The following is a 26,349-nucleotide window of genomic DNA, read 5'->3' as shown; positions in this document are numbered from 1 at the left end:
GGTGAAGGCGGTTCGAGCCGCCAGAAAGTATCGCCATGTAATACCTTAAGCGCCCTTCTGCGCAACCTTTTCGGTCGCGCTGGCATCGCCGAGTGCACCCGTGCACAGTCCGCTCCAGACGCAGCCACAACCCCTGCGCACCCCACGTTCTGGAGGCAACACCATGGATACCGAGATCAACAGTAACTCCTCAGGCTGGATTTTCTTCGTCAAGGCGTCGTTCGCGATCGCCCTGCTGGCAACTGGCGCGGGCGTGGTATTCGCCCCCACCGACCTGCTGGTCAAGGGCTACATGTCGGTCTGTGCGCTGTTTCTGGTCAGCACCACCATCACCCTGTCGAAAACCATGCGGGATGAACACGAAGGCAAGCGCATTCACAACCGCCTGTCCGAAGCCCGCGCCCAACAACTGCTGAAAGAATATACGGAGTAACCGTCATGACACTCTGGAGAAAAGTAGGCACCCTGTTCCGCGCCAGCGCCCATGAACCGCTTGAACAGCTGGTAGACGCCAACGCCCTGCGCATCATGGAGCAGGAACTGCGCGACACCGAGCACGCCATGCTGCTGGCCAAGCGCGAGCTGGCTGGGCTGATGGCCACCATCAAGCAGCTGCAGCGCAGCAACGAGCAGCTCAGCACCGACCTAGCCCAGCGCGAAGAACAGGCGCGGCAGGCACTGGAGCGAGATGAAGCCGGGCTGGCCTACGAGCTGGCCGAGTGGATCGCCGCGCAAGAGAACCAGTTGCAGCAACAGCGCCAGCAGGCCGAGCAGCTGCAGCGGCAGGAAACCAGTCTGCGCGAACAACTGCGCCGCGCGGCGCAGATGCACCAGCAGTATCGCCGCGAACTACAGCTGGCACGGGCCAACCGCAGCGCCGAGCGCCTGCTGGGCAATCTCGGTCAGCAGACCCGTGGCCTACAAGCCCACATGGGCGATCTGGCCAGTTCTCTGGAGCGCATTCGTCAACGTCAGGACAACGCCAGCGATCTCGGCGCCGCCCTCCAGCAATTGCAGGACGAGGACGACGGCAGTGCACTTGACCAGCGCCTGCAGCGCGCCGGCATTGCCACCGGCAAGACCGATGCCAACAGCGTGCTCGCCAGACTGCGGGGCAACGCCAGCGCTAGCGAATAGGCAGCACTATCAGGAAGGGCGACACCCGTCGCCCTTCCATAGCTTTTTTATTCCTTAACTAACAATAAAGAATATTTAATCTATTCTTCAGCGGATGCCACAGTGGGTTCTCACCCAATCGGAGCCATCCCATGAAGCGCTTTTCCCCTCTTGTAGCCCCCATTTTGCTCGCTTGCAGCAGCCTGCTGTTTGCCGCCCCGGCTGTCGAACACCTGCGCCTTTCGCTGATACCCACCGCCGTGTCCAGCGGCGCCGCCGAGGCCATGGTCGTCAGTGGCGGGCGCTGGACCACCGAGCGCCATCTGGTGCATGCCGCGGTGCTGATCGAACACCCCAAAGGCCGCTTTCTGTTCGACACCGGGCTGGGCCGCCAGACCGCCGAGGCCTTTGCCCGCAACAACTGGATAAACCGCACGCTACTGGCCTACGAGCAGCTGAACCCGGCGCGCGACCAGCTGGAAGCGGCCGGCTACAGCGCCAACGATATCGACTTCATTTTGCCCAGCCACCTGCACTGGGATCACCTCGGCGGGCTGCCGGACTTCCCCGGCATTCCAGTCAAAGTGCTGCCCGGCGCACTGGAGGAAGCCCGCGACCATGGCGAGCCGCCAGCCTTTTTGGCCGAGCAACTGGAGGGCGAACGCGAGTGGCAACAGATCGAACTGAACAACACGCCCTATCAGGGCTTTGAACGCAGCCTCGACCTGTTTGGCGACGGTCAGCTGATTCTGGTCGATCTGAGCGGCCATACCGCCGGCCAGGCCGGGCTGTTCGTCAATCTGCCCTCCGGCCAGCGCCTGTTTCTGATCGGCGATACCAGCTGGACCGAACGAGGCGTTGAACAGAACAAGCCACGGCCGGTATTCGTGCAATGGCTATCCCACGTCGACAGCGACCGCGAACGCAACAGCCAGCAGCTCAAGCGCGTACATGAGCTGCATCTACGTGACCCGGAGCTGCTGATCATTCCGGCCCACGACGAGTTCGTCGCGGCTGGCCTGGCCCAGTTTCCAACCTTCGAGGAATAACGATGGATCTGCGCAGCCTGCGCTACTTCTGCGCCGCCGCCGAAGCTGGCAGCCTGACCGCGGCGGCCGAGCGCTGCCATGTCGCCCAGCCGTCAATTTCCAACGCCGTAGCCCAGCTCGAGCATGAATTTGCCCTGCGGCTGTTCAGCCGTAGCAAGAGAGGCGTGACGCTCACGCCCGAGGGTGAGGCCTTCTATCAGGAGGCCGCGCGCCTGCTTGGCAGCGCCGGCGAAATGGAGCAACGCTTCAAGCGCGTCGAGCGCCCCACCCTGTCGGTCGGTATCGACTCCAGCCTGGCCAGTCGCGACAGCGGCTACCTACTGCAGCTGACCGCAGGCAGGCTCACGGATTATCGCCTGCAGGTACGCAGCCAACCCGCTCAAAGCGCAGACCTCTGGCTGCTGAGTGAACGGCAGGTGCCGGCCGGCTATCACTTTATCGCGCTGCTGGAACAAGAGTACCGCCTGCTGCTGCCACGCGGCTGGTCCCTCAATCAGCCACTTGAGCTGGAACAGGCTACCCAATACCCGTGGATCGACCGGCTCGACTGCGAACTGCGCAGAGCTTTCCTAGAGCGCCTACCCGAAGTGGCCGACCACGCCAGCATGCAGGTGGATACCGAAGACCTGGCCCTGAGCCTGGTGCAGCACCGCCAGGGGGCAACCGTTATGGCGGTCAGCGACGACATCGACCTGCTGAGCCCGGCCATCGACAGCCACTCCCTGCGCGGACTGGTACCCGAGACGCTGCGTCATCGCCAGTTGGGACTGGCCTGTCGGGCTGAACTGGCAGACAGCATCATCGCCGCATTCGGTTAGCCCCCTCTTTTCGCCCCTGCGCAGCTGGCCTACACTCGGCTGATGCCACTGACACCCGATGCCGACCCACTTTATCAAGCCGCCCGTCACCACGTGCGTTGCGCCCTGCTGCCTATCGTCAACGGGACGGCACCGGATGCCGACGCCATTCATCAGTTACGCGTCTGCTGCAAGCGCTTAAGGGCACTACTGCAGCTGTACCGTCCGTATGCAGGGCACCAACGGTTGCGCCAGTTGGACCAGCAGCTCAGACAGATCGCCAAAACGCTGGCCGGCAGCCGCGATCTGCACGTACAGCAGCAACTGATCAAGCAGCTCGCCAGCAGCCTGGACACACCGCTGAGCCCCACACTCAATAGCCGGCTAATGCAGGCATCACATACCCGTGCGCCGAGCAGCGCCGACAGCGAGCATCTGATTGCCGCCTTCGCCGCCGTCCTCGCTAACTGGCCCCATTCGGCCAGCGGCACAGTCGACCATTGGCATGTTGGCCTGCAGCGCACCTTCAAACAGGCACGCAAACTTGCTCGACGCGCCTGCAATAGCGATCAGGATGCGCTCTATCACCGCTGTCGAAAATGGACCAAATATGCGCTGTATCAGCACGAACAACTGCACGATGCGCGTCTGCCGGCCGATCGCCAGATGAAACGGTTGGCGCGACTGGGTGAACGACTTGGCGAGCTGCAAGACCTGTGCAACCTGCAAGCCCAACTCCAGCGCTTGCCCGCTTCGCCAGACAGCGCAGCGCTGGCCGCTCGACTGGAACAGCGCAAACACCACTGCAAACGCCGTATCATTCGGCTGTTCATACGGACATTCGGTCGGGGCGGATTTCGCTGCTGATCCGAGAGGCAGTTATTCGAGGAGACAATGATGGATTGGCGCGGCAGACGGCGAAGCAGCAATATCGAAGACCGCAGAGGCGACAGCATTTCAAGCGCCGGTGCTGGCGGCGCACTGCTGCTGCGTTTAATTCCCATGCTGATCGGAACCCGCGGCGGCCGCTGGGTTCTCGCCATTGGCGCGGTAGCCATCATCGGCGGCAAGATGCTCGGCATCGACCTGCTGCCCTTGCTGCTTGGCGGCGGCCAAACCGTTACCCAACAAAGCCAACGTCCGCTCTCCCCGGCTGAGCAGGAACTGACCGAATTCGTCAGCGTGGTGCTGGCCGATACTGAGACCACCTGGCATCAGGTATTCCAGAGCATCGGTCGGCAGTATCAGGAGCCCAAACTAGTGCTGTTTTCCAACCGTGTGCAGTCCGCCTGCGGCAGCGCCAGCTCGGCCGTTGGCCCGTTCTACTGCCCGGGCGATCAGCAGGTCTATCTGGATCTGGCGTTCTTCAATGACATGAAACAGCAGCTTGGTGCCCCCGGCGACTTCGCCCAGGCCTACGTCATCGCCCATGAAGTGGGCCACCACGTGCAAACTCTGCTGGGCATCAGCCAAAAGGTGCGCCAGGCGGGCGCCGGCCGCAGCCAGGCCGAGGTGAATGCGCTGTCAGTCCGTCAGGAACTGCAGGCCGATTGCTTTGCCGGCCTCTGGGGCCACGCCGCCAACCGCGAACGCCAGCTGCTGGACCCGGATGATCTGGACGAAGCCCTGACTGCCGCCAGCGCCATCGGCGATGACCGCCTGCAGCGCCAGGCCGGCCAGGATGTGGTACCGGACAGCTTCACCCACGGCACCTCGGCGCAGCGGGTGAAATGGTTCAAACGCGGCTTCGACAGCGGCGACATCACCGCCTGCGACACCTTCGCCGGGCCGCTCTGACCGCCGTCAGGGCTGTGCTGGCCGTGCGCCGAACCAGCGCGGCCAGCGGGCGTTGACCCAAAGCGATAGCCCGATCACCACGGAACCAGCCGCGAGCCGCAGCAGATCGGCATCGTGATTCCAGATTAGCAGATTGACCAGCAAACCCGCCGGCACCAGCGCATTGTTCATAATGCCGAGGGTGCCGGCGTCCACTTGCGCGGCACCGCGATTCCAGAACAGAAAGCCGAGCCCGGACGCTACCAGCCCCAACCAGACCAGCACCGACCATTGCAGCGCGGTATGCGGCAGGCGTTCCGGATTACCCAGCAGCAACCAGGCTGGCAGCATCACCATCAATGCACCGATGAAAAACAACCCAAAGCCCTGCCATTGCTGCGTCGAGGTCAATTCATAATGCCGAGCCAGATGGGCGTACCCCACCTGCCCGGCCGCAAAGGTGAAGTTGGCCAACTGCAGAATCAGAAAACCGCGAATAAAGCTGTCACTGAGGCCGTCGTAACGCATGATCCCGGCACCGACCACCGCAATCGCCGCGGCGACCAGCGGGCCCAGACTGAAGCGCCGGTTCAGTAAGTCATCAATGACCGCCACATGTAACGGAGTAAAGATGGTAAACAGCAGCACCTCGGGTACCGATATGTACTCGAAGGATTGATACAGACAGATGTAGGTGACCCCAAACTGCAACGCGCCAACCACCAGCAAGCCCGGTACCACCGGGCGGGGCAGCAGGCGCACTCGCAACAGCGGCAGGAACAGCAACCCAGCCAGCATGGCCCGCGTCAGCACGGCGAAATAGCTGTCGACCTGACCCGCCAGATACTCGCCAATCAGGCTGAACGACACCGCCCACAGCAGGGTTACCGCAACAAGATAAGGCATTCGAACTCCGCCACAAGAATCAGGGCAGCGAGTATAACCCGGCCACCGCTCGTCGCCTGAATTGCAAAATAAATTGCACACAACTTAAATTGCGACCATAGTCAACACATAGATTGTGTACAACTTAAATTTAGACAGGAGAGCAATCATGACCATCGAGAACGTTGTCTATCGCGCCTACGCAGAGGCCACCGGCGGCCGGGACGGTCGCGCCGTTTCATCAGACGGGGTACTGGATATCGAACTGACCACGCCAAAAGAACTGGGCGGCGCAGGTGGCCAGGGCACCAACCCCGAGCAGTTGTTTGCCGCGGGCTACTCGGCCTGTTTCATTGGTGCGATGAAGTTTGTCGCCGGGCGCGACAAGTTGCCGATGCCAGCCGATGCCTCGGTTGAGGGCGTGGTGGGTATTGGTCAGATTCCGCAGGGCTTCGGCATCGAAGTGGAACTGCGCGTCAGCCTGCCGGGCATGCCTGCAGAGCAGGCCGAACAACTGATCGAGCGCGCCCACCGAGTCTGCCCGTACTCCAACGCCACCCGCGGCAATATTGATGTGACCCTGACCCGGGTCGAGTAAGACGCACAAACAACAACGGCGCCCAAGGGCGCCGTTGTTGTGTCAGCCGCTTCGCTTAGAGTGGCTTGCCGCGATTGCCATGCGCGGCAACAAAGGCCTGCACGTCTGCCAGGCTGTTCGGCAGCACGGTCATACGCTCTTCGCGCTCGAACAGATCGCTCAGATGCGCCGGTAGGTGCAATGCTTCGCCAACGCCAGCCTGACGGACCGCATCCGGGAACTTGACCGGGTGCGCAGTCCCAAGGGTGATCATCGGCGTCGACAGCGAGCGACGACATTCACGGGCTGCACGTACGCCAATGGCAGTGTGCGGGTCCAGCACTTCGCCGCACTGCTCGAATACCTCGGCGATGGTTGCACAGGTGCCTTCGTCGTCAACTGCCAGCGAGTCGAACAACTTGCGCGCCTCAGTCCAGCGATCATCTTCGACCGACAGCTTGCCGCTGACCTTGAAGTCGTCCATCAGCTTGGCCACCAGCGCACCGTTACGACCGTGCAGATCGAACAGCAGGCGTTCGAAGTTGGACGACACCATGATGTCCATCGACGGCGACAGCGACGGGTGCAGGGTGTCCTTGTCGTAGTGATTGCCGCTCATGAAGCGGTGCAGGATGTCGTTGCGGTTAGTGGCAACGATCAGTTGGCTGATCGGCAGGCCCATATTGCGCGCCAGGTAACCAGCGAAGATGTCGCCGAAGTTGCCGGTCGGTACCGAGAACGCCATGGAGCGCGCCGGGCCACCGAGCTGCAGGGCTGCGTGGAAGTAGTAGACGATCTGCGCCATGATGCGCGCCCAGTTGATCGAGTTGACCGCGACCAGACGAGTACCCTTGAGGAAGCCCTGGTCGGCGAAACTGGCCTTGACCATCTCCTGACAGTCGTCGAAGTTGCCTTCGATGGCGATGTTGTGGATGTTCTCGCCAAGGATGCTGGTCATCTGGCGACGCTGCACCTCGGACACCCGGTTGTGCGGGTGCATGATGAAGATGTCGACGTTCTCGCAGGCTTTGCAACCCTCAATGGCGGCCGAACCGGTATCACCAGAGGTAGCGCCCATAATCACCACACGCTCGCCGCGCTTGACCAGGAAGTAGTCGAGCAAACGGCCCAGCAGCTGCAGGGCAAAGTCCTTGAACGCCAGGGTCGGGCCGTGGAACAGCTCCATCACCCACTCGTTGCTGTCCAGCTGACGCAGCGGTACAACGGCCTTGTGCTCAAAGACGCCGTAGGTGTCCTGCAGAATCTGTTTGAAATCGGCATCCGGAATGCTGCCACTAACGAACGGACGCATAACGTTGAACGCTAGCTCGTGGTACGGCAGGCCGGCCCAAGACGCAATCTGCTCCTGGGTAAAACGCGGCAGGTTCTCGGGTACGTACAGACCGCCGTCAGAGGCCAGACCGGCCAGCAGCACGTCTTCGAAATTGAGGGCCGGAGCCTGGCCACGGGTACTGATATAACGCATATCGGCAAACCTTCGGTTTGAGCTGCAAGCCGCAGACGACAAGCGGCAAGTACCGGGGTTACTTGCCGCTTGTCGCTTGTCGCCTGCCGCTGAATTAGTCCAGTTGTTCCACGCGGATCCGCATCAGCGGACCGGCGATATCTTCAAGCGACTCCAGCGCGGCAATCGCGTCGTTCATGTTCTGCTCGCGCACGCGGTGAGTCAGCAGAATCATCGGCACCAGGCCGTCCTGCTCTTCCACGTCCTTCTGCATGATCGATTCGATGTTGATGCCACGCTCGGACAGGATGGTCGCGACCTTGGCAAGCACGCCCGGGCGGTCCTGCGCGTGCAGGCGCAGGTAGTAGGCGGTTTCGACCTCGTCAACCGGCAGCACCGGCAGATCCGACAGCGCATCAGCCTGGAACGCCAGGTGCGGAACGCGGTTGGTCGGGTCGGTGGTCAGGGTGCGGACCACGTCGATGATGTCGGCAACAACGGCGGAAGCCGTCGGTTCGGCACCAGCACCGGCACCGTAGTAGAGCGTGGAGCCAACAGCGTCGCCGTTAACCATCACCGCGTTCATCACACCGTTGACGTTGGCGATCAGACGGTCGGCCGGGATCAGGGTCGGGTGCACACGCAGCTCAACGCCCTGCTCGGTGCGGCGCGCCACACCCAGGTGCTTGATGCGGTAACCCAGCGCTTCGGCGTAGTTCACGTCAGCGGTGGTCAGCTTGGTGATCCCTTCGGTGTAGGCCTTGTCGAACTGCAGCGGAATACCGAAGGCAATAGACGCCAGAATGGTCAGCTTGTGCGCCGCATCAATACCTTCCACGTCGAAGGTCGGATCAGCCTCGGCATAACCCAGCGCCTGCGCTTCAGTGAGCACGTCTTCAAACGTCCGGCCCTTGTCACGCATTTCAGTCAGGATGAAGTTGCCGGTGCCGTTGATGATGCCGGCGACCCAGTCGATGCGATTGGCCGCCAGACCTTCACGCAGCGCCTTGATGATCGGAATACCACCGGCGACCGAGGCCTCGAACGCAACCATCACGCCCTTGGCGCTGGCAGCAGCGAAGATCTCGTTGCCGTGCACGGCAATCAGCGCCTTGTTGGCGGTGACCACGTGCTTGCCATTTTCGATCGCCTTGAGCACCACATCCTTGGCCAGCGTGTAACCGCCGATCAGTTCGACAATGATGTCGATCCCGGGGTTATTGACCAGTTCGAAGACGTCGTCGGTTACCGGTGTCATACCCAGGCTGCAGGCCGGGTTCGGGTGCCGGGTTGCAATCTGGGCGACCTCAATGCCACGCCCAGCACGCCGGGCAATTTCCGTCGCGTTGCGCTGCAGAACATTGAAGGTGCCACCGCCGACGGTGCCCAATCCACAAATACCTACTTTGACCGGTTTCAAACTTTGGTCCCTACCTGGTTGTTAGTCGATTACATGAAAACGCGCTGGAGAGGTGCTCGCCAGCGCGGTTATTACTGATTTTCCAGCGCGATAGCCGCTAGTTGAGCGGCTGGCTGATAACCGGGGATCAACACCCCGTTGGCCATAAAAATGGCCGGCGTACCCTGCACGCCTACCTGCTGACCCAGTTCGTACTGACGCGCAACCGGGTTATCACAGCTGGCCGGCGCAATTGCATCGTCTTGCTTGGCTGCGGTCAACGCGGCCTTGCGGTCATCTGCGCACCAGACTGACTGCATGATGCTGGCTGCACGGGACTGCATACCACCGCGCGGGAACGCAGCGTAGCGCACTTCGATACCTAAGTCGTTCAACTGCTGCACTTCATTGTGCAGCTTGCGGCAGTAGCCACAGTCCACGTCAGTGAACACCGTGATATGGGTCTTCGGTTGCTCGGGCGCAAACACGATCAGTTCTTGCTGCGGCAAGCCGTTGATCACCGCACCGATGTTACGCGCCTCGGCGATGGACGTGAGGTTTCGCGGCCGGCCGTCATTGACCTCAATCATCGAGCCCTGGACGAAATACTTGCCGTCTGCACTGGCATAAAGAACGCGGCCACTTTCCAGTTCAACAGTGTACAGGCCCGCCACGGGAGACTCGCTCACGACCTTGACCGGCACATCAAAATTCATCGTCTTCAGAGCGTCCCGGATCGCCTGATCGGGGTTCGCCATGACTTGTGTCGCTGCCAGAGCCAGTATGGCGGCCAGGCCGATTTTCAGTCGCATAGTCCACTCCTTTTGAAGACCGTCAAGCTTAACATGAATAAAGGAAGCACTGACCAATTCCACACGCGCTCTGCAAACGATCGAGACTGCGAAAATAAAGCGCAGTGCACAACCAATAACGGCCCTATTGGCCGGCGGGAAACGCAGCCAGATGCGGGCTTGAGCACTCGTCCGACGGAGTACTCCGCACCACGGGGTTCACCCTCGTGGATGGTGCTGCGCGTGCAGATCATGCAAGCGCTGCCGCGCGATATGGGTGTAGATCTGCGTGGTAGAAAGATCACTGTGCCCCAGCAGCATCTGCACCACCCGCAGGTCAGCCCCGTGATTGAGCAGATGCGTCGCAAAAGCGTGGCGCAAGGTATGCGGCGACAGCCCGCTGCGGATACCTGCCGTCTGCGCATGCAACTTGATGCGGTGCCAAAAGGTTTGCCGCGTCATCATCCGCCCCAGCCGACTGGGAAACAGCACATCACTCGGCTTGCCAGCCAGCAACGCGACGCGAGCAGAATGCAGATACTGCTCCAGCCAGAGCATCGCCTCCTCCCCCAACGGAACCAGCCGCTCCTTGCTGCCCTTGCCGGTTACCCGCACCACACCCTGACGCAAATTCAGCTGATCCAGCCGCAGCCCGACCAGCTCACTGACGCGTAGCCCGGTGGCGTACAGAACTTCCAGCATGCAGCGGTCACGCATGCCGAGGCTGTCTTCGCTGTCCGGTGCCGCGAGCAGCCGCTCAACATCAACCTCACTCAACGCCTTCGGCAGCGGCCGACCAATCTTGGGCATGGCCACGTCACGGGTCGGATCTTCGGCAATCAACTGCTGGCGCAGCAGGTAGCGATAGAAACTGCGCACACAGGACAGCAGACGCGCGCTGGAGCGCGCCTGATAACCCGCGCTCAGCCGCCAACCCAGGTGCGCCATCAGATCAGCACGCGACACCTGAAGCAAGCCAGTGCGGCGCTGCCCCAGCCAACCGGCCAGCGTCCGCAGGTCGGTGCGATAGGCACTGCAAGTGTGCTTCGATAAGCCCTTTTCCAGCCAAAGGCTATCAAGGAACTGATCGATCAGCTGCTGATCCGCGTCACTGACCGGCATTGGCGCAACATCAGGCATGGATTTGACTCAAGTGGGCGGCGACCCGTCGATTAAAAACACTCAGGCACAAAAAAGCAGCCCTCAGGCTGCTTTTTTGTGGGTCAGTTGTCCGATCAGGACAGCTTTTCCTTGATGCGAGCAGCCTTACCGGACAGAGCACGCAGGTAGTACAGCTTGGCCTTGCGAACGTCACCGCGACGCTTGACAGTGATGCTGTCGATCAGCGGCGAGAAAGTCTGGAAAGTACGCTCAACACCAACACCGCTGGAGATCTTGCGAACGGTGAAAGCCGAGTTCAGACCACGGTTACGCTTACCGATAACCACGCCTTCGAAGGCCTGCAGACGTGAGCGCTCACCTTCCTTAACCTTGACCTGGACGATAACGGTATCACCCGGTGCAAACGCGGGGATTTCCTTGGACATCTGTTCAGCTTCAAGCTGGGCAATAATATTGGACATCTTGCTTCTCCTGCACAGGCCGTCGGACCTGTTTCAATGGTTATCGGTTTCCTGCTCACGGATATATTCCGCCAGCAGCTGTTGCTGTTCTTTGCTCAATTCCAGCTCTTCGAGCAACTCTGGCCGACGTTGCCAGGTTCGACCCAAAGACTGCTTGAGACGCCAGCGCCGGATCAGTTCATGATTACCGCTGAGCAACACGTCCGGTACGCGTTGCCCATCAAATTCTTCCGGTCGGGTGTAATGTGGGCAATCGAGCCATCCCGCCGAAAAGGAATCTTCTGCCGCAGAATCCGCATGCCCCAGTACACCGGGAATCAAACGAGTCACCGCGTCCAGGAGCACCATCGCTCCCAGTTCGCCACCGGACAACACATAGTCGCCAATGGAGATTTCCTCATCTACGCAGCGATCGATGATGCGCTCGTCGATGCCCTCGTAGCGCCCGCATAACAGCACAAGGCTGTCCAGCTGCGCCAGCTGTTCGACGCGTTTCTGCGTCAGAGGCTGCCCCTGCGGAGACAGGTAAATCACCCGCGGGGTGGAGGGAGCCTGCTGACGGATGGCTTCAATTGCCTCCAGCAGCGGCTCAACCTTCATCAGCATGCCGGGACCACCGCCGAAAGGGCGATCATCCACCGTGCGATGACGGTCATGTGCGTGTTCGCGCGGGTTACTGAAAGCGACTTTCAGCTGCCCTCGCTTGACCGCCCTGCCGGTAACACCGGACTCGGTCAGCGCCGCAAACATCTCAGGAAACAGGGTAATGACACCGGCCCACACCGGTCAGAACTCCGCATCCCAGTCGACCAGTATGACTTTCGTCTCCAGATCGACCTTGACTACAAACTGGCCCGGCAAATAAGGCAACAGACGCTCACGCTGATCAATACTGCCCTCGCAGGGCTTGACCACCATGACATCGTTGGAGCCGGTTTCGAGCAGGTGATCCACCTTCCCGAACAGCTGCCCTTCCTGGTTGATAACCTGAAGGCCTTCCAGTTGATGCCAGTAAAAATCGCCATCTTCGAGCTCAGGCAGTGCGTCAGCCGCAATACTGATCTCGAAATTGACCAGCTCCTCGGCTTTGTTGCGATCATCAACCCCCTTGAGGTTGACCACCAGCACGCGCCCTTGGACGCGACCACCGAGGACAGACACTGTGCGTTGCTCGGTGCCCCGATTCAGGGACCACTCCGCATAATCAAGCACGTTGTCCAGCGGGTCGGTATGGGAATAAACCTTTACCGCCCCACGCACCCCATGAACCGAAACAATCTTGCCGAGTACAACCCGTTGGGCCCCGGCCGGCTCAGGAGTATTGGCCATATCAGGCAGCAGCCTGACCAGCTTCCTTCAGCAGAGCTGCAACGCGATCAGAGGGCTGTGCACCCTGGCTCAGCCAGTACTGGACGCGCTCTTCGTTCACGGACAGACGCACTTCAGCACCAGTGGCTACCGGGTTGAAGAAGCCTACACGCTCAACAAAACGGCCATCGCGAGCGTTGCGGCTGTTGGCAACGGTCAGATGATAGAAGGGGCGCTTCTTGGAGCCACCACGAGCAAGACGAATGGTTACCATGTCGACATCGTTTCCTGTGTTTGAGTATCGCTACTTAAAATCGTTTGCGGGCCCGCAGCTAACAACGCATGCACCTATAGCCCGAAAGGTCGCGTATTCTACGGAATATCCCGACCAATGAAAACTCTTTTTTCAGCAGCAACCGGCACCACCGGTCAGCTGCATGCCCCAGCGCCACAAAACGGCGGTCAGGGCAGTCCTCAGAACCGCGGCATACCGCCACCCGGAGGCAGCATGCCACCTCCGCCACCGCCCATGCCCCCCATACCGCGCATGAGCTTGGCCATACCGCCCTTGCCGGTGACCTTCTTCATCATCTTCTGCATCTGCTTGTGCTGCTTGAGCAGGCGCCCGATGTCCTGAATTTGGGTGCCGGAGCCTGCTGCGATGCGGCGCTTGCGCGAACCGCTGATAACGTCAGGATTGCGGCGCTCGGCCGGCGTCATCGAATTGATGATCGCTTCCATACGTTTGAACTGCTTGGCCGCTTCGGTCTGTGCGGTTTCCATCTGGGCGGCGTTAATCTTGCCACCCATCATCGGCAGCTTTTCCATCATCGAGCCAAGACCGCCCATGGCGTTCATCTGCTGCAATTGATCACGGAAGTCCTCGAGATCGAAGCCTTTGCCTTTCTTCAGCTTCTTGGCCAGTTTCTCGGCCTTGTCCTTGTCGATCTTCTGCTCAGCCTGCTCGATCAGGCTGAGCACGTCGCCCATGCCCAGAATGCGCGAGGCAACGCGGTCAGGGTGGAAGACTTCCAGCGCGTCGATCTTCTCGCCCATACCGAGGAACTTGATCGGCTTGCCAGTGATATGGCGTACCGACAGCGCGGCACCGCCACGGGCATCACCGTCGACCTTGGTCAGGATCACACCGGTCAGCGGCAGCGCCTCGTTGAAGGCCTGTGCGGTGTTGGCGGCGTCCTGACCGGTCATGGCGTCGACTACAAACAGGGTTTCCGCTGGCTTGGCTGCCGCGTGCACCTGCTTGATCTCGGCCATCATTTCGTCGTCGACGTGCAGACGGCCAGCGGTATCAACAATCAGCACGTCCATGAAGCGGTTCTTCGCCTCACGCATCGCCGCCTCGACGATGGCGACCGGCTGCTGATCAGCGGAGGACGGGAAGAACTCGACCTGCACATCGGCGGCCAGCGTTTCGAGCTGCTTGATCGCCGCCGGACGATAAACGTCGGCGCTGACCACCATAACCTTCTTCTTCTCGCGCTCACGCAACGTCTTGGCTAGTTTGGCCACGCTGGTGGTCTTACCCGCACCCTGCAGGCCGGCCATCAGGATCACCGCCGGTGGACTGACAGCCAGGTTCAGCCCCTCGGACTGCCCCATGACCGCTTCCAGCTCGGACTTGACGATCTTGACGAAGACCTGGCCCGGCGACAGGCTGCGCGACACTTCGGTGCCGACCGCGCGTTCACGCACCTGATCAACAAAGGTCTTGACCACCGGCAGCGCGACATCGGCCTCCAGCAGCGCCATGCGCACTTCACGCAGGGTGTCCTTGATATTGTCTTCAGTCAGCTTGGCCTGACCGGTCACACCACGCAGGCTGTGCGACAGGCGCTCGGTAAGATTCTCAAACATGATGCATTCTCCCAGGGCGGGCCTTGGTGGGCAGCCCGGCCGCATTTTCAGCCGCGCAGTATACCCCGCGCACCCGACACAGGATAGGGAACACCGGCAGACGCTTTCACCCGGACGCGGCTTATGCCACACTGCGGCTTTGTTGATAATCGCTCGCAAGGACGTATGACAGCCCTCGCCCCCAGCCTGTTGGCCGCCGGTTTTTACCTCAGCGGCATCCTCTATCAGATGCACTGCCTCGGCAAACGCCTGGCCGTCAGCGCCAGCCTGTTACGCGCCATCGGGCTGGTCGCCCTGCTGGCCCACGCCGTCAGCCTGTATATTCAGCTCACTACACCACAGGGCTTTGCCCTGGGCCTGTTCAATATCGGCTCGCTGATTTCCTGGCTGGTAGTGGCAGTCACGCTGATATCGAGCTTCCGTGCGCCGGTTACCAGCCTGCTGCTGGGGCTCTATCCAATGGCCTTGATCACCGGTCTGCTAGCGGGCTTCTTCCCCGAACAGGGCACCACCCTGCCAACCGATCAGGACGGCCTGCTGGTGCACATTCTGCTGTCTGTGCTGGCCTACGGCATCTTCACCATTGCCGCTTTCCAGGCGACCCTGCTGGCGGTCCAGGACTACCAGCTCAAGCACAAGCATCCGACCCGCTTTATTCGTACCTTCCCGCCATTGCAGACCATGGAACAGCTGCTGTTCCAGTTCCTGCTGTGTGGCGAGATCCTATTGACCCTGGCATTGGTCTCGGGCTTCGTGTTTCTTGAGAACATGTTCGCTCAGCATCTGGCCCACAAGACCCTCCTCTCGTGCTTGGCCTGGGTCGTGTTCGGCATTCTGCTGTGGGGCCGGCACTTCCGCGGCTGGCGTGGCAGCAATGCGATCCGCTGGACGCTCGCGGGCTTTCTACTGCTGATGCTGGCCTACTTCGGCAGCAAGCTGGTGCGCGAGCTGCTGCTGGCCGCCTGACCCTTCTACGACCCGCCTGAGGCAAGCCCTTGAACGAATCCCATACTGGCATACTGCTGATTCTGCTGGTGGTACTGATCGTGCTGTCGGCGTTCTTCTCCAGCTCCGAGACCAGCATGATGAGCCTCAACCGCTACCGGTTGAAGCACTTGAGCAGGGAAGGTAATCGTGCTGCCCGCCGCGCATCACGCCTGCTGGAACGGCCGGATCGCCTGCTCGGCACCATTCTGGTCGGCAACAACATCGTCAACATCCTGGCCGCGTCTATCGCCACGGTGGTTGCTGTCGACATCTGGGGCGAAGCCGGCATCGCCATCGCGACGATGATCCTGACCGTGGTCGTACTGATCTTCGGCGAAATCACACCGAAGACGCTCGCTGCCTTGCGGCCTGAGCTGATTGCCTTTCCGGCCAGCGTCATCCTGTCTGCGCTGCAGCGCCTACTCTACCCGGTGGTCTGGGTCTGCAGCGCGATCAGCAATCTGTTGCTGCGTCTGCTGGGGGTGAACCCAAACGACAAAGATGGCGATCAGCTGACCACAGAGGAACTGCGTACCGTGGTCCGGGAGGCTGGTCTGGGTATTACCCGCAGCCGCCAGAACATGTTGCTGGGCATCCTCGACCTGGAAAAAATGACTGTCAACGACATCATGATCCCGCGCAACGAAGCGGTCGGCATTGATCTGGACACCGACATGACGGCGATCAATCACCAGTTGCGCAGCTGCCACTATACCCGGCTGCCGGTCTATCAGGGCGACATCAACAACGTTACCGGCATTGTCCACATGCGCTCAATCGCGCGCTTGCTCAGCCGCGGCGAGCTGACCAAGGAAGCGCTGGTGGGCGCCTGCAAGGAGCCCTATTTCATCCCGGAAAGTACGCCACTGCACACCCAGTTGTTCAACTTTCAAAAGCAAAAACGCCGCATTGCCATCGTCGTTGACGAGTATGGCGATGTCATTGGCCTGGTGACGCTGGAAGATATCCTTGAGGAAATCGTCGGCGACTTCACCACCGAGATGCTCAGCCTGAGTCAGGACATCCACCCACAGGCCGACGGCACCTACGTTATCGACGGCAGCGCGTCCATTCGCGACATCAACCGCCACCTGCACTGGAAGCTACCCGCCGACGGCCCCAAAACCCTCAACGGCGTAATCACCGAACAGCTGGAAACCATTCCAGAGACCGCCGTCTGCCTCACCACTGGCGGCTACCGCATGGAAATCCTGCAGACCAAGGACAACATGGTGAAAAGCGCAAAGGTGTGGGAGCGTGCACGGGATCAGGCGCCCCCGCATGGCGCCAGCGCCGCCGATCAGAAGGTCGACGAAGACAACTGACGGACAATGCCCGCCGCCCATTGCTGGTAGCCAGCGGCGGACGGGTGATAGCCATCCCGGGCCAGGTAGCCAGGCTCAAACGGCATATCCAAAGACAGATAACGCGCACCACAGCTGTGCGCCACCCGTCGCAGATCCGCGTCCATCAACCCTGCCCGCAGGCCGAACCAGCCACGCAACGGCTGCGGTAGCGCGCGAAAATGCCCCAGCGGCGGCACCTCGGTCAGCATGACCTGACCGGAACAACGCCCCAGTTGCTCGATAAGACACTGCAAAGTGCGCCGCCAGCGCGGCCTTGACGTGAGATGAGTGGTGTCGTTGACACCGAGCACGATGAGCGCAATATCCCACCGCTGCTCCAGAGCCGGAGGTAACAGATCCTGCAGACAGTCTGCAGCGACTGCGCCGTTGCGGCCAGCGGCCTGCCACTGTACCGGGCGCCCAAACTGCTGTGCCAGCTGACTGGCCAACTGCCCGGTCAACGCCTGCTCCTGACGCTCAACCCCGACACCCGCCACCGTTGACTCCCCAACCAGCAGCAGTTTCAGTGGCCGGTCGCTCGAACCATCCGGCGCCGTGACCAGCCCCTGCCAGGGCTGCTGCGCATCCGGCAGCCGCAAGGCGGTACGCTTGACCCAGATGGCTTGTGGCAGCAGCAGCGGCAAAGCCGGTGCTGCCAGATACCACCAGCGACTCAGAGCTTGACCTCCACCGCCGACGCCGAACGCACCGCCTTGGCAACTGCAGCCTCAATCGACTCGTCACGCGCCAGCGCAACCCCCATCCGGCGCTGACCATCGACTTCCGGCTTGCCGAACAGCCGCAGCTGGGTGTCTGGCTCCTTGAGTGCGGCAGCCAGATTACCGAAACTGACATTGGCCGACTGCCCCTGCACCAGCACCACAGCCGACGCAGACGGGCCAAACTGGCGAATCACCGGTACTGGCAATCCCAGAATGGCGCGGGCGTGCAGGGCAAACTCCGACAAATCCTGCGAAATAAGCGTCACCAGACCGGTATCGTGCGGGCGCGGTGAAACTTCGCTGAACCACACCTGATCACCTTTGACGAACAGTTCCACGCCAAACACACCACGGCCACCGAGCGCCTCGGTAATAGTGGAAGCAACCCGTTTGGCTTCAGCCAAGGCACCTTCACTCATAGCCTGCGGCTGCCAGGACTCGCGGTAGTCACCTGCTTCCTGGCGATGACCAATCGGCTCGCAGAACGTGGTGCCGCCGCTGTGGCGCACCGTCAGCAGGGTAATTTCATAATCAAAATCGACAAAGCCTTCGACAATCACCCGCCCCTGACCGGCACGACCACCGGACTGGGCATACTCCCACGCCTTGTCGATATCGGCCTGCTCGCGCACCAGACTCTGCCCTTTGCCGGAGGAGCTCATCACCGGCTTGACCACGCAGGGCATGCCGATAGTCGCCACGGCCGCGCGGTACTCGGTTTGGGTGTCCGCAAACTGATACGCCGAGGTCGGCAAGCCCAGCTTCTCGGCCGCCAGACGACGAATACCTTCGCGATCCATGGTCAAACGCGCCGCCTCGGCGGTCGGCACCACGTTGTAACCTTCGGCTTCCAGCTCGACCAGCGTCGCGGTCGCTATGGCTTCGATTTCCGGCACAATATAGTCCGGCTGCTCGGCCTCAATTACCTCACGCAACGCCTGACCATCCAGCATACTGATAACGTGACAGCGGTGCGCCACCTGCATTGCCGGCGCATGCTCATAGCGGTCTACCGCGATGACCTCACAGCCCAGCCGTTGCAGTTCGATCGCCACTTCCTTGCCCAGTTCGCCCGAGCCCAGCAGCAATACCCGCGTCGCATCTTCCGCGTAGGGGGTCCCGATTACCGTCATGCCTGTTCTACCTTAAAGAGTTGAATGAGTAGCGGTGCCAATCCACAGCCCCTGCCCGCGCGCGCGCTCCTCGCAGCGAGCCAGCACCTCGCGACGCTGCTCGTCAGACAGCCGCCCCCAGGTCGCGATCTCCATACCGGTTCGTTGGCAACCGGTACAGATATCATTGTCATCCAGCGCGCAAATACTGACGCAGGGTGAGCGAACCGGGGCAGAGCGGGTCATCAGTCTTCCTGTACCTTGAGTTCATCGCGAAAACGTTTGGCGTTCTGCACGTAGTGGGCGGCGCTCAGCTCCAGCATCTTTTTCTGCTGATCGCTCAGCGTCTTGACCACCTTACCGGGGGAGCCCATGACCAGCGAACCGTCCGGGATCTCCTTGCCCTCGGGGATCAGGCTATTGGCACCAATAATACAATGCTTGCCTATTTTCGCGCCGTTGAGCACCACCGCATTGATGCCGATCAGACTGTAGTCCCCAACGGTGCACCCATGCAGCATCGCATTATGGCCGACTGTGATGCCTTTGCCGAGGGTCAACGGCACGCCGCTGTCAGCATGCATCACCGCACCATCTTGCACATTGCTGTGTTCGCCGACGGTAATCTGCTCAACGTCACCGCGAATCACCGCGCCAAACCAGACGTTGGCACCCGCCTCCAGCTTGACCTTGCCGATGACTGCTGCGGTTTCAGCGATCCAGGCATCTGCCGCCATTTCCACCCGATCGTTGCCCAGGCTGTACTTCATGGTTCGTGCTCCTAGTTTTTATTGTGCCCGTCGTGGGGCGTATGCAAGGCAATACCGGCGTCGAAGCCGGTGTTCATCAGTTCAACCAGCATCAAGGCCGTCAGCCCCCAGATCTTGAACCCATTGAACCGGTAGCTGGGAACGTACCAGCTGCGCCCCTCGTAATCGATACGATGCGTCATCTCGCGAGGATCAGTCAGGAAGAACTCGACCGGCACCCGAAACACCTCTTCGATTTCGCTGGCGTTGGGAATGATCTCGAACTGGTCGGGCACAACGCCCACATAGGGTGTGACTTTGATGCCAAAGCGCGACACCAGCGAGTCCATCGGACCGACCACGTCAACCAATTCGGGCAGCAGGCCAATCTCTTCGTGTGCTTCGCGCAGTGCGGTAAAACACAGGTCAACGTCGCCCGGGTCGCGCCGTCCACCAGGGAAGGCGACTTCGCCAGAATGGGTAGAAAGCCGCTGCGAGCGCAACGTCAGAATAATTTCCGGCTGCGGTTGCGAGGTGATGGCAATCAAGACGCCTGCCTCAGGCAGACCAGGAGCCTTGATCTGGCGAGGGGTGTGCTGCATCACCCGCATGCGCATATCTTCCAGCATGCATCGTTTCCTCGTTTATTTTCTCAATCATGGCATGATCACTTGGGCAGAACCACCCGCACCACGGCGTGAATACCGTCCGATAGGCAACTGTGCAAGGTGCCAATTTGTCCACTCGCGCTCTTGCTCGTAACGCTCGCGATCAGCAAGATAGAGCCCAATTATCAAGCAGCCTGCCGGAAGCCTGTCATGAAGTTCTGTAGCGAGTGTGGTCAAGGCGTGACCGCACGCGTCCCCGACGGGGACACCCGTTCACGGTTCGTCTGCGATCATTGCCAGACCATCCACTATCAGAACCCGCGCATCGTCGCCGGTTGTCTTGCCGTACATGGTCAACAGGTCTTGCTGTGCCGCCGCGCAATTGAGCCCCGCCGAGGTTACTGGACGCTGCCTGCGGGCTTCATGGAAAACGGCGAAACCACCGAAGAAGCCGCCCTGCGCGAGACCTGGGAAGAAGCGCGAGCCCGGCTGCAGCAGCAGGAGCTGTACATGCTGTTCAACCTGCCACATATCAACCAGGTCTACATGTTTTTCCGTGGCGACCTGGCGGATCTGGATTTCAGCGCAGGTGAGGAAAGCCTGGAAGTGCGCCTGTTCCACGAGCACGAAATCCCCTGGGACGAACTGGCCTTCCCAACCATAGGCAAAACCCTCAAGCAATACTTCATCGACCGTCAGGTGCAGACCTTCCCGGTACGTATCCGTGACATTCTCTATCGGCCGGGACAAACCCGCCGATGAAGTTGCTCGCCCTGCTGCTCAGCGTCTGCCTGCTGGCATCGCCGGTGTGGGCTGGCCAACCGCCAATTGATCGCGTCCTGATCAACAAGGCAGAGCGCCGCCTGCAAATCATCAGCGAGGGCCGCGTGCTGCACGAATACCGCATTTCGCTTGGACGCCAGCCAGTCGGCCCCAAGCGCCAGCAAGGCGACCAGCGCACACCCGAAGGCATCTACACCATCGACTGGCGTCACGAGAGCCCGCAGTACAACCTCAGTCTTCACCTGGACTACCCCAACCTCAAGGACCGCATGGCGTCCTATGAGGCCGGCATCGAGGACCCCGGCGGCATGATCATGATCCACGGCACACCGATTAATGAGGAGTACCCGGAGTGGTACTTCAAGGGGCTGGACTGGACCAATGGCTGCATCGCGCTGGGCAACGCCGAGATGCGCGAGCTGTGGGAGCTGGTGCCAGACGGCACCATCGTCGAAATCACGCCCTGAGTGAGCCTTGCATCAGCGCCGCCTCCAGTCGCCAGACGTCGAACGCAGGTTCCTCGTAGGGATGAGACTCGCGCAACGCCGCAATGACAGCCTCAATACAATTCGCCGCGCAGATCATCTCGACCCGATACTCCTCAACCTGCTCAACCACACCGGTCTGACCTAAAAACGGCTGACTGCCATCAAGCGGCCGGAACTGGCCCGTACCCAACACCTGCCAGCTGCAACAATCATAGTCGCCCAAACGCCCGGCACCTGCAGCAAACAGCGCCTGTTTGACCTGCTCCACATGGCTGACAGGCACAAAGACACACAATTTGAACATGGCTATCTCTCCCACTTCGACGGCAAATTGGCTACGCTGTGGCTATCTGAACGGGGGACACCAGATCATGGCCATCGATAACAACCGCCTGCTGCTTGAACTTGAAAAACAACGCCGCGAAATCAACCGCAGCATTATCAACCCCGCCATCCCGCAACTCAGCCTGGAAGCCCTCACGCCGCTGCTGACGATGGTCGCGCAGACCCGCAAGGATTACCTCTGCTACCTGCTGAAAATGGCCGACATCTGCAAAGGCAATCCACCCAGCGAAGAACAAATCAGCGAACTGCGCACGTTGCGGCAAACCTACGATGAACTGGTCACTGCCGCCAACGCACTGGAGACAGCAATCCAACGAGACTACCTCGACGTCGCCACTAGTCGGCGCTGAGCTGAGCAAACGCCTGCAGGCAAACCTGCTCCTGCTCCGCCACCAGTTCCGACAGCCGCTCGCCCGGCAGCTGCACCAGAAGAGCATACCGGCGAGCTCCCCAGATCATCAGGTGCAAGGCTTCGATCCGCTCGGCAGACGGCAGCTGCGGCAGGTCACTACACGCTGCCAGCACTCGCTGCCAAATACCGAGCAACTCCAGATAGGCGCGCTGCTGGTGCTTTTGCTCGGCAATCACCGGTTCCAACTCAAGCATTTGCGGATGAAACCAGGCAGCGTCCCCGGCTACGCCGCCCAGCAGGCGGACCAGCCGGCCGATACGCTCCTGCCACGTCAGCTCTGGCGGCTCGATAGCCTGCTGCTCAACTGTCAGCAACAGGCGTTCGATACAGTGGCGCACGTAGCCGGAGTGCAGGGCTTGTTTGCTGGGGAAGTAGTCGTACAACGTGCCGACCGCAACGCCGGCTTCCAGCGCCACGGCACGGGTCGTTACCCGCTCCCAGCCATCACGCTGCCAAATCCGAACATAGGTATCGAAAATCGCTTGTACCGTCATCTTGGCCCGCCCCTGAGTGGGGCGTTTGAGCGGCTTGTTACGCGACTGAGCAGAGCTGTTCTTACTGGTCATGGAATCCGAACCCACTGAAGGTGATCACAGGCTACAGTCATCACACTACCGAATCACCCCTTTTTCAGGAGCCAGCATGACTGTTATCAGCCAACTGCAAAACAACAAGAAAGATCTCAATCAGGTCCGTGTGGTCAGCCAGCCGCCGCCTGAGCTTAAGCCCGGTGAAGCCCTGCTGCGCATCAGCCGCCTGGCCCTGACGACCAACAACATCACCTACGCCGCCTTTGGTGAAACACCGCACCTGCGTTACTGGGACTTCTTCCCCACCGGCGATGCCGCATGGTTCCACATGCCCGCCTGGGGCTTCGCCGAAATCGTCGAGACCACGGTCGAAGGCCTGTCTGTTGGTGAGCGCTTCTACGGCTACTGGCCGATTGCCTCACACGTGGTCATGAATCCGGTGCGCGTTTCCGAGCGCGGCTTCTACGACGGTATTCCGCATCGCCTGGAGCTGACCTCGGCCTACAACCAGTATCAGCGCATCAGCACCGATGCCGCGTACCGTGCTGCTGATGAAAACTACCAGATGCTGCTGCGCCCGCTGTTTATTACCTCGTTCATGCTGGCCGATTTTCTGGAAGACAACAATTTCTTCGGCGCTCGCCAGATTATTGTCTCCAGCGCCTCCAGCAAGACCGCCTACGGCACTGCTTTCTGCCTGGAACAGAACGACAGCGTGTCGCTGGTCGGTCTGACCTCCGGCGGCAATACCGACTTCGTCGCGCAGCTTGGCTGCTACCAGCAAGCGGTGGCCTACGACGATGTTGAGCAACTCGACGCCAGTATCCCGACCCTGTACGTCGATTTCTCCGGCAACGTCAGCCTGCGCAACCGTATCCACGAGCACTTCAAGGACAGCCTGGTCTACGACTGCTACGCCGGCTCGGCACAGAACCACGAGCACCTCAGCGCGGCCGAAACGCCGGTACACGGCCCGGCACCGCAGCCGTACTTTGCGCCCTATCAGATCAAGAAGCGTAACGCCGACTGGGGTGCCGCCGAGGTCACCCGCCGCTTCAACGCCGCTCAACTGGCATTTATCGAACGCGTGCAGAACCCGACCGCACCGTGGATGAACGTCATCGAGCACGCCGGTCTGGAGCGAGGCAAAACACTGGTTGAGGATCTGGTCGGTGGTCGCATTGACCCGAAGGCGGGTCATGCGGTGGTGCTCGACTGAGCGTTACAGAATGGGCACCTTGCGAGGTGCCCAGCTGGCGCTTAGAGTGCCAGCTTATCGCCAGGAGCCAGGCACTGTTCAATCACCTCATGCGCGGTCTTTTCACCAACAAGCGTGCTATAGCGATGCATCATCTTTCTCGCTTCAGGGCTCGCTAAACGCCGGAACACAACAATATGCTGAGCCATTTGTGTCAGCTCATCGTCGGTTAACTGACTCAACAACGCTTCAGAGTCTGTTTGTGTTTGCGTTGCCGGATCAAAAGCCGACAGCATCTTACGCCCACCCGAGGTTTGAAAGTATTCGGCCAGTGAGCGCATCTCCGCATCCGTCATCAACTGGGCAAAAACGGGGCGAAAATCGGCCAAAAATCCTTCGGCATTAAAAACGTCACGGGCGCAGATCATCTCCGCACTGCGGGGGGCATAGACTCGCTCCATGTCAGCCATGGCGCTATCCACCTCCCGCCGTACAATCACGTCCAGCCCCATCGCCCTTGTCAGCATGTCATAACCGTCCTGGGAGGACGCAACCGGCGCATTGCTCGCGCAGCCTGCCAACCACAGTGGAAGGACAAGCGCAGACAGCACTGACAGGGAAAAACGTGGAGACATGCGGCACATCCTTGTACTTATTGAACAACAAAGGGCGGGCAAAATGACGACCCGAGGTATGCATATATAGCTGATCCGCCGATCCGGCACCAGCAACATGCTAACGAAGTGAGTACCCTCACCAGCAGCTAGCGCAATACGTCGAGCCTCACCGGCAACAAACCGTCGCGCACACTGCCTATGCGGCTAAACGCCGACTTCGACAGATCGATCACTCGCCCCCGCACAAAGGGGCCCCGGTCGTTTATTCGAACGACAACGGACTTGCCGTTATCCCGATTCGTTACCCGTACCCGAGTGCCGAATGGCAACGTTCGGTGCGCGGCAGTCAGTGCATCGTGCCGATAACGCTCGCCATTGGCCGTCTTACGGTTCTGCAGCCGGTCGGCATAGTAGGACGCCAAGCCGGACTCATCGCCAGCTGCGGCAGGGGTCTGAAATTGACTGCAGCCCGCTAGCACAAGCAACAGACTGCACAGAGCAAGTAGTTTCACAGCGAACGGAACTCCCGGCGGTCTTCTGAGGCGCGGCTTGGGCCGCTGCGGCAAACTGGTAGACCACTCCCGGCGCCAACAGGTTCAGGCAAAAAACGGCCCCGCGGCGACGCGAAACCGGATCAGAGTCCAGAACATGCGTCTCCGAGGACATCGAGGCGCCGCTGCATACCTCGGCAACCGGCCTGACCGAAACGCGCACAACCAAGCCCGCACGCTGCGCCGCAGGACATCGGATCGAGCAACAAAGAGCCCTCTGCCTGGCGCATCAACCATCCTCGGCAACGTGCTCCACGACGGATACTGGTCTCGGGGTTGCTGGCCAGGGATTGCTCGACGACGTTTGCATGCTCTCTTCTGCACCTTTGGGAAAGACAAACCACACCCGATACAGCAGATCCAGCGCCCAGGACGACATCCGCTGAGCTAACTCAGCGGACACGCCGAAATGGTGTTGATAGTAATCTGCCAGGGCCTGCTCAGCCGGACCGTAGTGCTGCATCAGCGATGTCAGCAGATCGGCATGCGCAGCGTTCTGCTGCGCCCATTGCAACAGCGTCGCGTCAACCGCTGCACGACTGTTGTATGCCGCCGTTGCGTCGAGCGCCCAGGGTCGCCGTTGCAGACTGCCCTGCAGATGCGCCGCTGCCAGCCGAATACGAGCCGTCGGCTGCAGGGTCCCCTCTCCCTCACCGGAACCAAGCGCCTGACTCAGCAGATCAGTCAATCGTGTCACCGCCAGCGGCAGATCCTCCGTCGCTGACTGAAAAACCAACTCGCAGACCGCGCTCGCACTCTCTGCGGTGTACACCTTCCAGGGCGCGAGCACCTCATAGGGTTCGCCAACAGTAACCAGCCAAAGTTCGCCATTCGCTCGGCTGAACACCAACGGCGGCCGCCAACTGCGCTCTAGCAATACGCCTTCCGGCCCGGCGCCACCCTCCAGCGTGACGCGGTATATGTCTCCCTGCCACCCATGGTGCAGTTGATTCACTTGCAGCCGCACTCCGTCTGGCCCCGTCAGCGCGGTATAACGATAGCCCCCAGACGGGTCGGCCTGACGCCCGAAAGCAGGCCCGTGATACAACGGAGCGCCACCGGAGATATCGACTGCCAACGCCCCCAACTGCCAGCGCTCGGCAAAGTGCTCAGGAAGCTGCTGCGGGGCATACAGGCGCGGAGCATCCGAAACGAAAATCGTCTCCGCCAGCAGCCTTGCCTGCGCGCAGGCGCTCTCGTCTGCTTGTGCGCCAGCAACAACACCAGCCAGTAGCGTGCCGGCCAGAATAGGAGTAAACCGCAACAACCTTCCAATCATG

At 60.6% G+C, this 26,349-nt stretch carries 33 protein-coding genes; 13 read left to right on the top strand and 20 right to left on the bottom strand.

Annotated features, from left to right (window positions below):
* Positions 1-163 precede the first annotated feature (163 nt).
* The 6 genes from ACKPCU_RS06765 (at position 164) to ypfJ (ending at position 4,759) form a co-directional block, all read left to right on the top strand.
* Entirely contained in the window at positions 164-433 is a 270-nt protein-coding gene (locus ACKPCU_RS06765) for a YiaA/YiaB family inner membrane protein (RefSeq protein WP_088273300.1), read from the top strand.
* 5 nt (positions 434-438) lie between these two features.
* Positions 439-1,137, top strand: a complete 699-nt coding sequence (locus ACKPCU_RS06760) for a PspA/IM30 family protein (RefSeq protein WP_321350870.1) — start codon at positions 439-441, stop codon at positions 1,135-1,137.
* Between the two features lie 131 nt (positions 1,138-1,268).
* Positions 1,269-2,165 (top strand): MBL fold metallo-hydrolase, encoded by an 897-nt coding sequence (locus ACKPCU_RS06755; protein ID WP_321350869.1) that lies wholly within the window; start codon positions 1,269-1,271, stop codon positions 2,163-2,165.
* Between the two features lie 2 nt (positions 2,166-2,167).
* A complete protein-coding gene (locus ACKPCU_RS06750; protein WP_321350867.1) occupies positions 2,168-2,983 on the top strand; it encodes a LysR family transcriptional regulator in 816 nt (271 codons plus the stop codon).
* Positions 2,984-3,025: 42 nt separating this feature from the next.
* On the top strand, positions 3,026-3,829 hold the full coding sequence (locus ACKPCU_RS06745; protein WP_321350866.1) for a CHAD domain-containing protein: 804 nt from the start codon (positions 3,026-3,028) through the stop codon (positions 3,827-3,829).
* A 30-nt stretch (positions 3,830-3,859) separates the two neighbouring features.
* Positions 3,860-4,759, top strand: coding sequence for a KPN_02809 family neutral zinc metallopeptidase (gene ypfJ, locus ACKPCU_RS06740; RefSeq protein ID WP_321350865.1), 900 nt, complete (start codon positions 3,860-3,862; stop codon positions 4,757-4,759).
* Between the two features lie 6 nt (positions 4,760-4,765).
* Here ypfJ and ACKPCU_RS06735 read toward each other — a convergent pair whose 3' ends face one another.
* On the bottom strand, positions 4,766-5,644 hold the full coding sequence (locus ACKPCU_RS06735) for a carboxylate/amino acid/amine transporter (protein WP_321350862.1): 879 nt from the start codon (positions 5,642-5,644) through the stop codon (positions 4,766-4,768).
* A gap of 148 nt (positions 5,645-5,792) precedes the next feature.
* Here ACKPCU_RS06735 and ACKPCU_RS06730 point away from each other — a divergent pair, with 148 nt between their 5' ends.
* Positions 5,793-6,221, top strand: a complete 429-nt coding sequence (locus tag ACKPCU_RS06730) for an organic hydroperoxide resistance protein (protein ID WP_321350860.1) — start codon at positions 5,793-5,795, stop codon at positions 6,219-6,221.
* 55 nt (positions 6,222-6,276) lie between these two features.
* On the opposite strand, the gene thrC is transcribed toward ACKPCU_RS06730, so the two are convergent.
* The 9 genes from thrC to ffh all read right to left on the bottom strand — a co-directional run bounded on the left by thrC (position 6,277) and on the right by ffh (position 14,621).
* Positions 6,277-7,686, bottom strand: a complete 1,410-nt coding sequence (gene thrC, locus ACKPCU_RS06725; RefSeq protein WP_321350858.1) for a threonine synthase — start codon at positions 7,684-7,686, stop codon at positions 6,277-6,279.
* A gap of 94 nt (positions 7,687-7,780) precedes the next feature.
* A complete protein-coding gene (locus ACKPCU_RS06720) occupies positions 7,781-9,085 on the bottom strand; it encodes a homoserine dehydrogenase (protein WP_321350857.1) in 1,305 nt (434 codons plus the stop codon).
* A gap of 71 nt (positions 9,086-9,156) precedes the next feature.
* Positions 9,157-9,876 (bottom strand): bifunctional protein-disulfide isomerase/oxidoreductase DsbC, encoded by a 720-nt coding sequence (gene dsbC / locus ACKPCU_RS06715; protein WP_321350856.1) that lies wholly within the window; start codon positions 9,874-9,876, stop codon positions 9,157-9,159.
* A 198-nt stretch (positions 9,877-10,074) separates the two neighbouring features.
* Positions 10,075-10,995, bottom strand: coding sequence for a site-specific tyrosine recombinase XerD (xerD, locus tag ACKPCU_RS06710; protein ID WP_407651829.1), 921 nt, complete (start codon positions 10,993-10,995; stop codon positions 10,075-10,077).
* Between the two features lie 95 nt (positions 10,996-11,090).
* Positions 11,091-11,438, bottom strand: a complete 348-nt coding sequence (gene rplS, locus ACKPCU_RS06705; protein ID WP_104736878.1) for a 50S ribosomal protein L19 — start codon at positions 11,436-11,438, stop codon at positions 11,091-11,093.
* 33 nt (positions 11,439-11,471) lie between these two features.
* Positions 11,472-12,188, bottom strand: coding sequence for a tRNA (guanosine(37)-N1)-methyltransferase TrmD (gene trmD / locus ACKPCU_RS06700; RefSeq protein ID WP_229744489.1), 717 nt, complete (start codon positions 12,186-12,188; stop codon positions 11,472-11,474).
* Positions 12,189-12,224: 36 nt separating this feature from the next.
* Positions 12,225-12,767 carry a ribosome maturation factor RimM gene (rimM, locus tag ACKPCU_RS06695; protein ID WP_321350853.1) on the bottom strand — a complete coding sequence of 181 codons (543 nt, stop codon included), beginning with the start codon at positions 12,765-12,767 and terminating at the stop codon, positions 12,225-12,227.
* Between the two features lies 1 nt (position 12,768).
* A complete protein-coding gene (gene rpsP / locus ACKPCU_RS06690; protein WP_321350851.1) occupies positions 12,769-13,020 on the bottom strand; it encodes a 30S ribosomal protein S16 in 252 nt (83 codons plus the stop codon).
* 200 nt (positions 13,021-13,220) lie between these two features.
* Positions 13,221-14,621, bottom strand: a complete 1,401-nt coding sequence (ffh, locus tag ACKPCU_RS06685; RefSeq protein WP_321350850.1) for a signal recognition particle protein — start codon at positions 14,619-14,621, stop codon at positions 13,221-13,223.
* A 165-nt stretch (positions 14,622-14,786) separates the two neighbouring features.
* On the opposite strand from ffh, the gene ACKPCU_RS06680 reads away from it, so the two are divergent.
* Together ACKPCU_RS06680 and ACKPCU_RS06675 are read left to right on the top strand one after the other, a co-directional pair.
* Positions 14,787-15,587: a cytochrome C assembly family protein gene (locus ACKPCU_RS06680; protein WP_104736873.1), complete on the top strand. Its 801-nt coding sequence runs from the start codon at positions 14,787-14,789 to the stop codon at positions 15,585-15,587.
* A 29-nt stretch (positions 15,588-15,616) separates the two neighbouring features.
* Positions 15,617-16,933 (top strand): HlyC/CorC family transporter, encoded by a 1,317-nt coding sequence (locus ACKPCU_RS06675; RefSeq protein ID WP_321350848.1) that lies wholly within the window; start codon positions 15,617-15,619, stop codon positions 16,931-16,933.
* Here ACKPCU_RS06675 and ACKPCU_RS06670 read toward each other — a convergent pair.
* Genes ACKPCU_RS06670 through ACKPCU_RS06650 form a run of 5 tightly spaced genes read right to left on the bottom strand, consistent with a single transcriptional unit; the run spans position 16,909 to position 20,166 of the window.
* The gene (locus tag ACKPCU_RS06670; protein WP_321350846.1) at positions 16,909-17,598 is read right to left on the bottom strand and encodes an SGNH/GDSL hydrolase family protein; all 690 of its coding nucleotides are present in this window, start codon (positions 17,596-17,598) and stop codon (positions 16,909-16,911) included. The two genes, ACKPCU_RS06675 and ACKPCU_RS06670, sit on opposite strands and share 25 nt — an antisense overlap.
* A 29-nt stretch (positions 17,599-17,627) precedes the next feature.
* Positions 17,628-18,809, bottom strand: a complete 1,182-nt coding sequence (gene purT / locus ACKPCU_RS06665; RefSeq protein ID WP_321350844.1) for a formate-dependent phosphoribosylglycinamide formyltransferase — start codon at positions 18,807-18,809, stop codon at positions 17,628-17,630.
* 12 nt (positions 18,810-18,821) lie between these two features.
* Positions 18,822-19,034 carry a DUF1289 domain-containing protein gene (locus ACKPCU_RS06660; RefSeq protein WP_104736869.1) on the bottom strand — a complete coding sequence of 71 codons (213 nt, stop codon included), beginning with the start codon at positions 19,032-19,034 and terminating at the stop codon, positions 18,822-18,824.
* Positions 19,034-19,558, bottom strand: a complete 525-nt coding sequence (locus ACKPCU_RS06655) for a gamma carbonic anhydrase family protein (RefSeq protein WP_104736868.1) — start codon at positions 19,556-19,558, stop codon at positions 19,034-19,036. The genes ACKPCU_RS06660 and ACKPCU_RS06655 overlap by 1 nt, the downstream gene beginning before the upstream one ends.
* An 11-nt stretch (positions 19,559-19,569) precedes the next feature.
* Positions 19,570-20,166 carry an NUDIX hydrolase gene (locus ACKPCU_RS06650; RefSeq protein ID WP_321350840.1) on the bottom strand — a complete coding sequence of 199 codons (597 nt, stop codon included), beginning with the start codon at positions 20,164-20,166 and terminating at the stop codon, positions 19,570-19,572.
* Between the two features lie 189 nt (positions 20,167-20,355).
* Here ACKPCU_RS06650 and ACKPCU_RS06645 point away from each other — a divergent pair, with 189 nt between their 5' ends.
* Both ACKPCU_RS06645 and ACKPCU_RS06640 read left to right on the top strand, forming a co-directional pair.
* Positions 20,356-20,907 (top strand): NUDIX hydrolase, encoded by a 552-nt coding sequence (locus ACKPCU_RS06645; protein ID WP_321350838.1) that lies wholly within the window; start codon positions 20,356-20,358, stop codon positions 20,905-20,907.
* Positions 20,904-21,395 carry a L,D-transpeptidase family protein gene (locus ACKPCU_RS06640; protein ID WP_104736865.1) on the top strand — a complete coding sequence of 164 codons (492 nt, stop codon included), beginning with the start codon at positions 20,904-20,906 and terminating at the stop codon, positions 21,393-21,395. Before ACKPCU_RS06645 ends, ACKPCU_RS06640 begins: the two co-directional genes overlap by 4 nt.
* Here ACKPCU_RS06640 and ACKPCU_RS06635 read toward each other — a convergent pair.
* The gene (locus tag ACKPCU_RS06635) at positions 21,385-21,720 is read right to left on the bottom strand and encodes a YqfO family protein (RefSeq protein WP_321350836.1); all 336 of its coding nucleotides are present in this window, start codon (positions 21,718-21,720) and stop codon (positions 21,385-21,387) included. The two genes, ACKPCU_RS06640 and ACKPCU_RS06635, sit on opposite strands and share 11 nt — an antisense overlap.
* Positions 21,721-21,787: 67 nt before the next feature.
* Here ACKPCU_RS06635 and ACKPCU_RS06630 point away from each other — a divergent pair, with 67 nt between their 5' ends.
* Positions 21,788-22,111, top strand: coding sequence for a hypothetical protein (locus tag ACKPCU_RS06630; protein ID WP_321350834.1), 324 nt, complete (start codon positions 21,788-21,790; stop codon positions 22,109-22,111).
* Here ACKPCU_RS06630 and ACKPCU_RS06625 read toward each other — a convergent pair.
* Complete coding sequence (locus ACKPCU_RS06625; RefSeq protein ID WP_104736862.1) at positions 22,098-22,739, bottom strand: TetR/AcrR family transcriptional regulator; 642 nt, start codon at positions 22,737-22,739, stop codon at positions 22,098-22,100. The genes ACKPCU_RS06630 and ACKPCU_RS06625 overlap by 14 nt on opposite strands.
* A 76-nt stretch (positions 22,740-22,815) precedes the next feature.
* Between ACKPCU_RS06625 and ACKPCU_RS06620 the strand changes: the two genes are divergently transcribed.
* On the top strand, positions 22,816-23,922 hold the full coding sequence (locus ACKPCU_RS06620; RefSeq protein ID WP_321350832.1) for a DUF2855 family protein: 1,107 nt from the start codon (positions 22,816-22,818) through the stop codon (positions 23,920-23,922).
* 41 nt (positions 23,923-23,963) lie between these two features.
* Here ACKPCU_RS06620 and ACKPCU_RS06615 read toward each other — a convergent pair whose 3' ends face one another.
* The 3 genes from ACKPCU_RS06615 to ACKPCU_RS06605 all read right to left on the bottom strand — a co-directional run bounded on the left by ACKPCU_RS06615 (position 23,964) and on the right by ACKPCU_RS06605 (position 26,348).
* The gene (locus tag ACKPCU_RS06615) at positions 23,964-24,536 is read right to left on the bottom strand and encodes a hypothetical protein (protein WP_321350829.1); all 573 of its coding nucleotides are present in this window, start codon (positions 24,534-24,536) and stop codon (positions 23,964-23,966) included.
* Between the two features lie 128 nt (positions 24,537-24,664).
* Positions 24,665-25,030 carry a septal ring lytic transglycosylase RlpA family protein gene (locus ACKPCU_RS06610; RefSeq protein WP_104736859.1) on the bottom strand — a complete coding sequence of 122 codons (366 nt, stop codon included), beginning with the start codon at positions 25,028-25,030 and terminating at the stop codon, positions 24,665-24,667.
* 268 nt (positions 25,031-25,298) lie between these two features.
* Positions 25,299-26,348 (bottom strand): hypothetical protein, encoded by a 1,050-nt coding sequence (locus tag ACKPCU_RS06605; RefSeq protein WP_321350826.1) that lies wholly within the window; start codon positions 26,346-26,348, stop codon positions 25,299-25,301.
* Position 26,349: the final 1 nt, after the last annotated feature.

The organism is Halopseudomonas oceani (assembly GCF_963677335.1).
GTDB classification, from domain to species: Bacteria; Pseudomonadota; Gammaproteobacteria; order Pseudomonadales; family Pseudomonadaceae; genus Halopseudomonas; species Halopseudomonas oceani.
The sequence above is the reverse complement of the archived record's forward strand: the minus strand, read 5'-3'. Positions and strand labels throughout refer to the sequence as shown.

What these genes read in the sequence shown, in the direction of transcription:
- ACKPCU_RS06750 (WP_321350867.1), top strand. Translation starts at nt 2,168, where the DNA reads ATGGATCTGCGCAGCCTGCGCTACTTCTGCGCCGCCGCCGAAGCTGGC.
- dsbC (WP_321350856.1), bottom strand. Translation starts at nt 9,876, where the DNA reads ATGCGACTGAAAATCGGCCTGGCCGCCATACTGGCTCTGGCAGCGACA.
- purT (WP_321350844.1), bottom strand. Translation starts at nt 18,809, where the DNA reads ATGACGGTAATCGGGACCCCCTACGCGGAAGATGCGACGCGGGTATTG.
- ACKPCU_RS06605 (WP_321350826.1), bottom strand. Translation starts at nt 26,348, where the DNA reads ATGATTGGAAGGTTGTTGCGGTTTACTCCTATTCTGGCCGGCACGCTA.
- ACKPCU_RS06635 (WP_321350836.1), bottom strand. Translation starts at nt 21,720, where the DNA reads ATGTTCAAATTGTGTGTCTTTGTGCCTGTCAGCCATGTGGAGCAGGTC.
- rpsP (WP_321350851.1), bottom strand. Translation starts at nt 13,020, where the DNA reads ATGGTAACCATTCGTCTTGCTCGTGGTGGCTCCAAGAAGCGCCCCTTC.
- ACKPCU_RS06760 (WP_321350870.1), top strand. Translation starts at nt 439, where the DNA reads ATGACACTCTGGAGAAAAGTAGGCACCCTGTTCCGCGCCAGCGCCCAT.
- ffh (WP_321350850.1), bottom strand. Translation starts at nt 14,621, where the DNA reads ATGTTTGAGAATCTTACCGAGCGCCTGTCGCACAGCCTGCGTGGTGTG.
- ACKPCU_RS06765 (WP_088273300.1), top strand. Translation starts at nt 164, where the DNA reads ATGGATACCGAGATCAACAGTAACTCCTCAGGCTGGATTTTCTTCGTC.
- ACKPCU_RS06620 (WP_321350832.1), top strand. Translation starts at nt 22,816, where the DNA reads ATGACTGTTATCAGCCAACTGCAAAACAACAAGAAAGATCTCAATCAG.
- ACKPCU_RS06640 (WP_104736865.1), top strand. Translation starts at nt 20,904, where the DNA reads ATGAAGTTGCTCGCCCTGCTGCTCAGCGTCTGCCTGCTGGCATCGCCG.
- ACKPCU_RS06660 (WP_104736869.1), bottom strand. Translation starts at nt 19,034, where the DNA reads ATGACCCGCTCTGCCCCGGTTCGCTCACCCTGCGTCAGTATTTGCGCG.
- ypfJ (WP_321350865.1), top strand. Translation starts at nt 3,860, where the DNA reads ATGGATTGGCGCGGCAGACGGCGAAGCAGCAATATCGAAGACCGCAGA.
- ACKPCU_RS06680 (WP_104736873.1), top strand. Translation starts at nt 14,787, where the DNA reads ATGACAGCCCTCGCCCCCAGCCTGTTGGCCGCCGGTTTTTACCTCAGC.
- ACKPCU_RS06730 (WP_321350860.1), top strand. Translation starts at nt 5,793, where the DNA reads ATGACCATCGAGAACGTTGTCTATCGCGCCTACGCAGAGGCCACCGGC.
- ACKPCU_RS06735 (WP_321350862.1), bottom strand. Translation starts at nt 5,644, where the DNA reads ATGCCTTATCTTGTTGCGGTAACCCTGCTGTGGGCGGTGTCGTTCAGC.
- ACKPCU_RS06645 (WP_321350838.1), top strand. Translation starts at nt 20,356, where the DNA reads ATGAAGTTCTGTAGCGAGTGTGGTCAAGGCGTGACCGCACGCGTCCCC.
- ACKPCU_RS06650 (WP_321350840.1), bottom strand. Translation starts at nt 20,166, where the DNA reads ATGCTGGAAGATATGCGCATGCGGGTGATGCAGCACACCCCTCGCCAG.
- thrC (WP_321350858.1), bottom strand. Translation starts at nt 7,686, where the DNA reads ATGCGTTATATCAGTACCCGTGGCCAGGCTCCGGCCCTCAATTTCGAA.
- ACKPCU_RS06755 (WP_321350869.1), top strand. Translation starts at nt 1,269, where the DNA reads ATGAAGCGCTTTTCCCCTCTTGTAGCCCCCATTTTGCTCGCTTGCAGC.
- ACKPCU_RS06630 (WP_321350834.1), top strand. Translation starts at nt 21,788, where the DNA reads ATGGCCATCGATAACAACCGCCTGCTGCTTGAACTTGAAAAACAACGC.
- trmD (WP_229744489.1), bottom strand. Translation starts at nt 12,188, where the DNA reads ATGTTTGCGGCGCTGACCGAGTCCGGTGTTACCGGCAGGGCGGTCAAG.
- ACKPCU_RS06615 (WP_321350829.1), bottom strand. Translation starts at nt 24,536, where the DNA reads ATGTCTCCACGTTTTTCCCTGTCAGTGCTGTCTGCGCTTGTCCTTCCA.
- ACKPCU_RS06625 (WP_104736862.1), bottom strand. Translation starts at nt 22,739, where the DNA reads ATGACCAGTAAGAACAGCTCTGCTCAGTCGCGTAACAAGCCGCTCAAA.
- xerD (WP_407651829.1), bottom strand. Translation starts at nt 10,995, where the DNA reads ATGCCTGATGTTGCGCCAATGCCGGTCAGTGACGCGGATCAGCAGCTG.
- ACKPCU_RS06745 (WP_321350866.1), top strand. Translation starts at nt 3,026, where the DNA reads ATGCCACTGACACCCGATGCCGACCCACTTTATCAAGCCGCCCGTCAC.
- rimM (WP_321350853.1), bottom strand. Translation starts at nt 12,767, where the DNA reads ATGGCCAATACTCCTGAGCCGGCCGGGGCCCAACGGGTTGTACTCGGC.
- ACKPCU_RS06655 (WP_104736868.1), bottom strand. Translation starts at nt 19,558, where the DNA reads ATGAAGTACAGCCTGGGCAACGATCGGGTGGAAATGGCGGCAGATGCC.
- rplS (WP_104736878.1), bottom strand. Translation starts at nt 11,438, where the DNA reads ATGTCCAATATTATTGCCCAGCTTGAAGCTGAACAGATGTCCAAGGAA.